The sequence below is a fragment of the Acinetobacter sp. 226 genome (assembly GCF_048147925.1).
GTDB classification, from domain to species: domain Bacteria; phylum Pseudomonadota; class Gammaproteobacteria; order Pseudomonadales; family Moraxellaceae; genus Acinetobacter; species Acinetobacter pecorum.
Genome location: NZ_JAYWYX010000050.1, coordinates 1 through 7,212 on the forward strand (window position 1 = coordinate 1; position 7,212 = coordinate 7,212).

Genomic DNA, 7,212 nt, shown 5'->3' on the forward strand with positions numbered 1-7,212 from the left:
CTCCAGAGGAGTAAATGTTTATTTGATACAGCCATGATAGGATAATCGATTGAATAGGTAAAACAGGTTGTTTTTATTTTATTGATCGGATTTTATGATTAAAAATTTAATTATTATTCTATTAATAATTTTATACATTATGACCGAATCAAATTATAGAGAGATAAATTTAAAGATTAAAAAAATGCTCCCTTTCAGAAGCATTTTTTTAGTTTAGAAAATTCGTTGTTCGATCCGCAATGAACGTCCTTTAATCGAATGAGCCAGTAAAAATAGAATAAGACTGAGCAATGCAGACAAGATAGCAATACCAATGATCACGATATTCACGATCTTAGTAACCTCGTCAGCTTGCTGTGCTTGACGCTCTACACTTTGCGCCACAGGAGTCAAACTTTTGCCATAGACCTGTTGCTGCATGGTCCAGATCTGTTCAGGTTTGAACCCATATTGCTCAAACTTGGCATCTTTTTTCTCGGCCTCAACCACTTGGGCCACATAAGGCCGTGCTGCAGATAAATCGACGGGCTTATGTAACAGTGCCGTTTGTGCCAGTAAATAAGACTTCACGGGGGCAGCAATCTCTGAATCGGCCAGATAACGGGCAATTTCACTGTCATTGATATTACTATCGTAATACACCACTTGCTGATAAGCATCATCCTGATCATTGCGCAGATCATGCTGCCAGTAAGTTAATCCTGACCAGATCAGAATAAATGCAATCAGCCATGCGACAAATTTCAGCACGAAAGACTGAAAACGCACATAAAAGAAACGTAGCTTTTTCATTAGGCTAATTACAATAAATGCGCCAATGAAAGAAGAAAAAATTTTAATAATTAGCCAGCCAATCCAGCTTAACAAACTAAAAAAATAATCTGGACTGTCACCAATGCTAGCCAGCGCAGCGTCGACACTAACTGGTAAGTGCAATTGCTGAACTTCAGTGCTCAGACCAAAAAAGCCATAGACCAGCTCCTGCTGGAAAAACAGGCTGATCAATGAGGCTATAAATACGGTAGATGTGGTCAAACCCAATAACATCAAATTGCGTTGACGTCTTTTGAGTGCGATTACACCCTGCTTGATGTCCTGAGGTTTGACGGCATATTCATCTAAGGGCGGCAATCTCTACTCCTTCTTACAGATTTTAGCCCTACCTGATTTAGTTGGGCTTGGATCCACTGGTACTTGATTCAATTACCAAATGATTCAGATTATCCTGTAAAGCTTTTAAACGCACGGTCGCTTCTGTACGTTTTTGTACACCTTCTTTCTGGATCTGAATCACATCATTTACAGTTTTAATGAGGGTATTTTGCACATGTTCAAGCGTTTCGATATCAATCACCGAGCGCTGGTTAGCTTTAGCCGTATCGACCGAGTTCTGATGTAACAGGTCTGCATTACGGCGCAGCAGCTCATTGGTAGCATCATCAATGGTATTGGCCAGCTGGACACTGTTCTTTTGTTCGCTCAAGGAAATTGCCAGACTGATCTGGTTTTTCCATGCCGGCAAAGTAATATTCTTGATTGCATAGAACTTGTCGACCAGCATCAGGTTATTTGACTGGATAATCCGGATCATCGGCAAGGTCTGCATGGCAGACTGCTGCAAGACCTGTAAGTCACTGATACGCTTTTCCAGATTATTGGCCAGATGATTCAGATCATAAATTTTCTGTGTGGTGGTCTGGTCTTGTGGCAAGGCGGTTAAAGCGGCAATTTCCTGTTGTAGCTCCTGTTCACGTAAACGGCCTGCGGCAATATGAATGCCGAGCTGTTTGTACTCTTCCTGCACTCCATCGAACATTTTGTCCAGGGTATCGACTCTCGCTTTCAGTCCGGATTGTGAAGTTTCGATTTCTTTCACCAGCACATCTAGCTGCTCTTTGGTGGTATTAAAATGTGCATCAAAGTTATCTTTTGCACCTTTAAATTTGCTGATGATATTGCCAAAAAAACCTGAACTTTTCTTTTTATTAAGAATACTGCTGGTGTTCAGCTGCTGCGCCACCTGCACGACCTGATTCAGCTTTTGTCCTGTGGCATCCAGATCCCTATTTTGAACCAGATTCAGTAATTCATCGGTGTAGGTCGAGGTTTTGGTCGCAATATTTTTACCATATTCCGCCACGCTATTATGGCTCATGTTCTGTAATTCTTTACGTGCAGCCAGCACTTCCTGAAAGTCAGCAGGCTGCAGGCCCAGTTCTTTCAGATCCATTTGCTGGAATTTTTGTTCGACCAGTTCACTCGAGCTTTCAACAGGTAAATTTACTAAATCAGACTTGGTCATAGTTCACCTTATATTGTTATGATTTCGAGGGTTTCTCGAGGGATTTTTTTAACGTTTTAATCAGACGCTCACGACTATTATCAAGTTTTTCTAGATCACTTGTCGAGTGTTTCGTCTGGCTTTGTTTGACATGATATTGCCAAGCCGGAATCAATACCTGTTGAGCCTCCTTAAAGCGATCCAGCAAGCTAAAGGAAAGCTGCTGGGAAAGTTGCATTTGAGTTATGGCAATGTCATTACCACTCTGCAAGGTTCGCAGGGTATTGATTTTCTTGGAGAGACGTTCTGAAAAATTATCCAGAGGATGCTGATTCTTCACAAATTGCGGATATTCGGACAGAAACTCTTCTGCCGCGACAATATGCTTGGCCATCTGTTCGCGCAAACCTAAAATCTGCTGGAATCGGGATTGCGATTTCTGGATTTCAATCTGCAATTTGCGGCTTAAGTGATCAGCCTGATCCAGCAGACGATCCAGTCGCTGGTAATACTCAACCTGACTAGAGCCATAATCCAGATCAATGCCTAGCCATTTCTGAAGAGCATTGAATTTACGTTTTTTCAGATACTTTTTAGATTCTGCCAGTGCCTGAATCAATTGCTCAATGGTCTGACTCAGTTGCTGGGTCAAGTGCGGATCGACCCCATTCAGCAGAACCGACTGAGCCTGAATCAAGGCATCAGCATAATGGTTCAGCCCATATTGATTAGCCAGTACAGGTACAAGCTCATTCCGCTTGATCGCTAGAATTTCCTCACGATCAAACGTCATGTCAGTTAAGGCAGGCAGGGCTTCAAAGCGCGACATAGGGGAGACGATATCCTTTAAAAAGTGAACTAAAGAAATCTTGAACATCTTTGAATGTAGCAAAAAAACAGGCTGCGTTGTGTATATTTATCCAGAAATTCGTTACATCACTTTAACTAAATCCATGTTTTAGCTTTATTTTAATTATGATGTAGGCTACATGATATATAGACGAATATTTATATTTACCCCTTAAAACTTTTTAAATTTTCTAAAAGCTTATAAAAGCTAGAATCAACATACAAAAAAGCCATATTGCTATGGCTTTTAAAAGATGTTCAACGGACTTAGAGATAATCCCCTTCGCTCTCCGGCTGATAGAGCACTTTCTCGATAGTCACTTTCATCGTATGACCATCTGGCTGTGGCCATTCAATGGTCTGACCTTCAGCAAGCCCCAGAATGGCTGCACCTATGGGTGCGACCACATTGACCTGCCCTTTTTCACCGTTAAATTCATGTGGGTAAACCAAGGTCACCTCAACCGCTTCGGTTGAAGGCGCAATCGTCAAAAGGACACGTGAATGCATGGTCACGATATTGCTTGCGATCTCTTTTGGCTCAACTACTTCGGCACGTGCCAGTTCATCCTCTAAGCGAATCATGGTTTCACTCAGCTTGCTCTGGTTCTCCAGCATCGTTTCTAGACGCTGCAAATCCTGCTCAGATAAAATAATGTTGGGTTTAGTCATTCTTATTACCTTGTTTAATTCATAAGTGAAAAATTAATCAATTAACTGCCGGCAGCATCTTTAAATATAGGATTTGCCTAAATTCAAATGCCACCAATCCATAGAATATTTAAATAAAAAAGAATGATGTCATTCATAGCACTTTTTCAGTATTTCCTTACAGTAACATGGGATTTACTCAAGTGCTTTATCTAGCGTGCCATCCAGCAGGATATCCAATATTTTTAAAACATCAGATTCTGAAAAATGACCCTGTAAATGGTGTGAAGCACTACATGGAGCGAATGGTCCACTCTTTTAAAACATTTAAAAATAAAGAGAGTTGATGAAAACTTTAAGCCAGATTTAGAAAAACTCAATATGATTTTATTGATAATTTAGTCTTACATCATAGTCTTCAGGCAGACATTTATAGAACTTAAAACATCATTTTGTACATAGTGATCTCAACTGAAATTGAGCTCGATCAAGTACAAACATATTCTGCAGCCTTACTTTATACAGCTATAAAAAAAGCTCCCGGTTGGGAGCTCCTTTCCGTTTATAAGCAATTATGCATAAACTGGGAATTTAGCACATACCGCTGCAACTTTTTCTTTAACTGCACTGATGACAGCTTCGTCGCCTTTGGCATCCAGAATGTCAGCGATCCAGCCAGCAAGTTCACGTACTTCAGCTTCACCGAAACCACGAGTAGTCACAGCAGGTGTACCAATACGGATACCTGAAGTCACAAACGGAGAACGTGGATCGTTTGGTACAGAGTTTTTGTTCACAGTAATGTGAGCAGCACCTAACCAGGCATCAGCTTCTTTACCTGTGATGTCTTGTTTAATTAAAGATAACAGGAACAAGTGGTTTTCAGTACCGCCAGAAACAACTTCATAACCACGAGCCATCAATACTTCAGCCATTGCTTTAGCATTTACTACAACTTGTTGCTGGTAAGCTTTGTATTCAGGCGCCATAGCTTCTTTAAAGCAAATTGCTTTCGCCGCAATCGCATGAACCAAAGGACCACCCTGGTTACCCGGGAATACAGCCGATTGAAGTTTCTTCTCGATCTCTTCGTTTGCTTTCGCAAGGATCAGACCTGAACGTGGGCCACGAAGTGTTTTATGAGTTGTCGTCGTAGTTACGTCAGCGATTTGCACCGGACTAGGATAAACACCTGCAGCAACCAGACCTGCAACGTGTGCCATGTCAACAAACAGGTAAGCACCTACTTTGTCCGCGATGTCACGGAAACGCTGCCAGTCAACGATTTGGCTGTATGCAGAGAAACCGGCAACGATCATGCGTGGCTTGTGCTCAAGCGCTAAACGCTCAACTTCTTCGTAATCGATCTCGCCAGTTTCAGGGTTTAAACCGTACTGAATTGCATTATATGTTTTACCAGAGAAGCTTACTTTTGCACCGTGAGTCAAGTGACCACCGTGAGCAAGGCTCATACCCAGAACTGTATCGCCTGGGTTCAGAAGCGCTAAGTAAACTGCTGAGTTTGCTTGTGAACCAGCATGTGGCTGAACGTTAGCATAATCAGCACCAAAGAGTTCTTTAGCACGGTCAATCGCCAATTGTTCGATAACGTCTACATATTCGCAGCCGCCATAGTAGCGTTTGCCTGGGTAGCCTTCCGCATATTTGTTAGTAAGTTTTGAACCTTGAGCTTCCATGACTGCTGGTGAGCAATAGTTTTCAGAAGCGATTAGCTCAATATGAGCTTCTTGACGAGCATCCTCATTCGAGATTGCTTGAGCTAATTCTGGATCAAATTCAGCGATAGAGATATTGGCAAACATTAGCGAGGTCCTATTGATTTAGGGCTTTTAAGCCGTGCTAAGATTGGCGCGTATTGTAGCATGAAGTTTTGAATTTTCGATCATGAACTTTCTCCACTTTGCAATAAAAATGGCTCATGTCTCAAAAACATGAGCCATTTAGATAAAAATAAGTTATTGAATTGGCATTAGAGATTTTACATCTGAAATAATATTAGCAATATTCAGTGCATAGACGCTACCATGATCCCATTTAGTCGTATTTGATTCATCCGTAATATAACGTACTGAGGTTTTTTTCTGATTCGCTAATTGAACTAAAACATCTGTTGCTGCTTTCGGAACGGTACTATCTACTGAACCCTGATAAATAATGGTCGGTGTAGAGACTTTCACCAGTAAAGGCTGAGAATCCTTTTCCAGGAAGCTTTTCACCACTGGAATACTCATAAAATTAGCTTGAGTACGCGGGTATCCTTCTAAGGTCTTTTTATCGTTAAGATAAATTCCCATTGCATTACCGAATTTTTTGCCCAATACGTCATAGCAATCTGTTTCAGCATTCTTCGCAATGTTATCGGTTGGCATTTTGAAAATCTGGCTATATTGCAGATTTGGATTCGGGTTTCGCAACCCCGCAACAATCAATGCAGTAAAAGTATCTAAAGACGCTAAAGTTTCAATTTTTTTATTCAGATCTGTTTCCTGGCCTGCCTGCTGTTCACCTCCTGACAAAATCAGGCTGAAATTAGAAGCGGGTGCTAAAGCGACCGTACCTTTATAGGTCATTTGAGAAGCGCGTGCAGCATACTGGGCAGCACCTAAAGCAGCCTGACCACCTTGAGAATGTCCAACCGCCATCCATTGGTTAGAAGCTTCTGACCCTAAATAATCTTTTGCAGCCACCACTGCATCGGTCAGCGAATATGCCTCACTCTTAAGATTCAAGAAAGGATGGGGTTCTTTGCCACTCGGCTCTCCCAATCCTTCATAATCAGGTGCAACCACGATATAGCCAGCTTGAAGGAATCCACTAATCATATTTTTGATAAAAGGATTAAGTTCATTTCGACTTGGCGCACATTGATCAGCTACACCAGTCGTGCCATGTGCCCATGCGACGATCGGCCATCCTTTTGCTGGAGGCGTTCCCTCGGGTGTAAAAACTAAAGCAGTGGCCTGTGTTTCTTTACCATTAACCCCTAACATCTTATAAGTCATAACCACGCTTTCATCGGCAACAGCAGTCAGGTCCGTTTTGGTATAAGCCACAGGCGTCGCTACAACCGGATTGGTAATATTATTTACCGGAATAGCGGGTTTGGATTCATAATAAAGATCATTATCACTATCATCGTTACAAGCGGTTAAGGCTAAACTTAATGTGAGAAGAGTACAGGTCAATACATGACGTTTCATCGATCTTATCCTTATCTTATTTATTATATCTAATGAGTTTTTCTGGTCTTATCTTTAAAAAACGATAAAACTAGGCTTAATTTCCCAATTTATCTAAACAATATCAAGCAAAGAATGAGTTATTTTTATATTAATAGGACTTACGCACTATTATTTATAGATTTTCTGTGGCAGCAGATGATTCTTATCGAGAATAAATTCATCAATAAA

6 protein-coding genes are annotated in these 7,212 nt (G+C 41.2%); all 6 read right to left on the bottom strand.

The annotated features are described in order from the left end of the window. Window positions 1-213 precede the first annotated feature (213 nt). The 6 genes from VXP95_RS14940 to VXP95_RS14965 all read right to left on the bottom strand — a co-directional run bounded on the left by VXP95_RS14940 (window position 214) and on the right by VXP95_RS14965 (window position 7,002). The gene (locus VXP95_RS14940; RefSeq protein WP_064102757.1) at window positions 214-1,131 is read right to left on the bottom strand and encodes a hypothetical protein; all 918 of its coding nucleotides are present in this window, start codon (window positions 1,129-1,131) and stop codon (window positions 214-216) included. A 37-nt stretch (window positions 1,132-1,168) separates the two neighbouring features. Continuing rightward, window positions 1,169-2,302 (bottom strand): toxic anion resistance protein, encoded by a 1,134-nt coding sequence (locus VXP95_RS14945; protein WP_064102758.1) that lies wholly within the window; start codon window positions 2,300-2,302, stop codon window positions 1,169-1,171. Between the two features lie 16 nt (window positions 2,303-2,318). Further along, window positions 2,319-3,110 (bottom strand): tellurium resistance protein, encoded by a 792-nt coding sequence (locus VXP95_RS14950; protein ID WP_144725492.1) that lies wholly within the window; start codon window positions 3,108-3,110, stop codon window positions 2,319-2,321. 287 nt (window positions 3,111-3,397) lie between these two features. Continuing rightward, on the bottom strand, window positions 3,398-3,802 hold the full coding sequence (gene rnk, locus VXP95_RS14955) for a nucleoside diphosphate kinase regulator (RefSeq protein WP_064096182.1): 405 nt from the start codon (window positions 3,800-3,802) through the stop codon (window positions 3,398-3,400). Window positions 3,803-4,353: 551 nt separating this feature from the next. Then, window positions 4,354-5,604, bottom strand: coding sequence for a serine hydroxymethyltransferase (gene glyA / locus VXP95_RS14960; RefSeq protein ID WP_064096183.1), 1,251 nt, complete (start codon window positions 5,602-5,604; stop codon window positions 4,354-4,356). A gap of 153 nt (window positions 5,605-5,757) precedes the next feature. After that, entirely contained in the window at window positions 5,758-7,002 is a 1,245-nt protein-coding gene (locus VXP95_RS14965; RefSeq protein ID WP_416705806.1) for an alpha/beta hydrolase, read from the bottom strand. Window positions 7,003-7,212 lie beyond the last annotated feature (210 nt).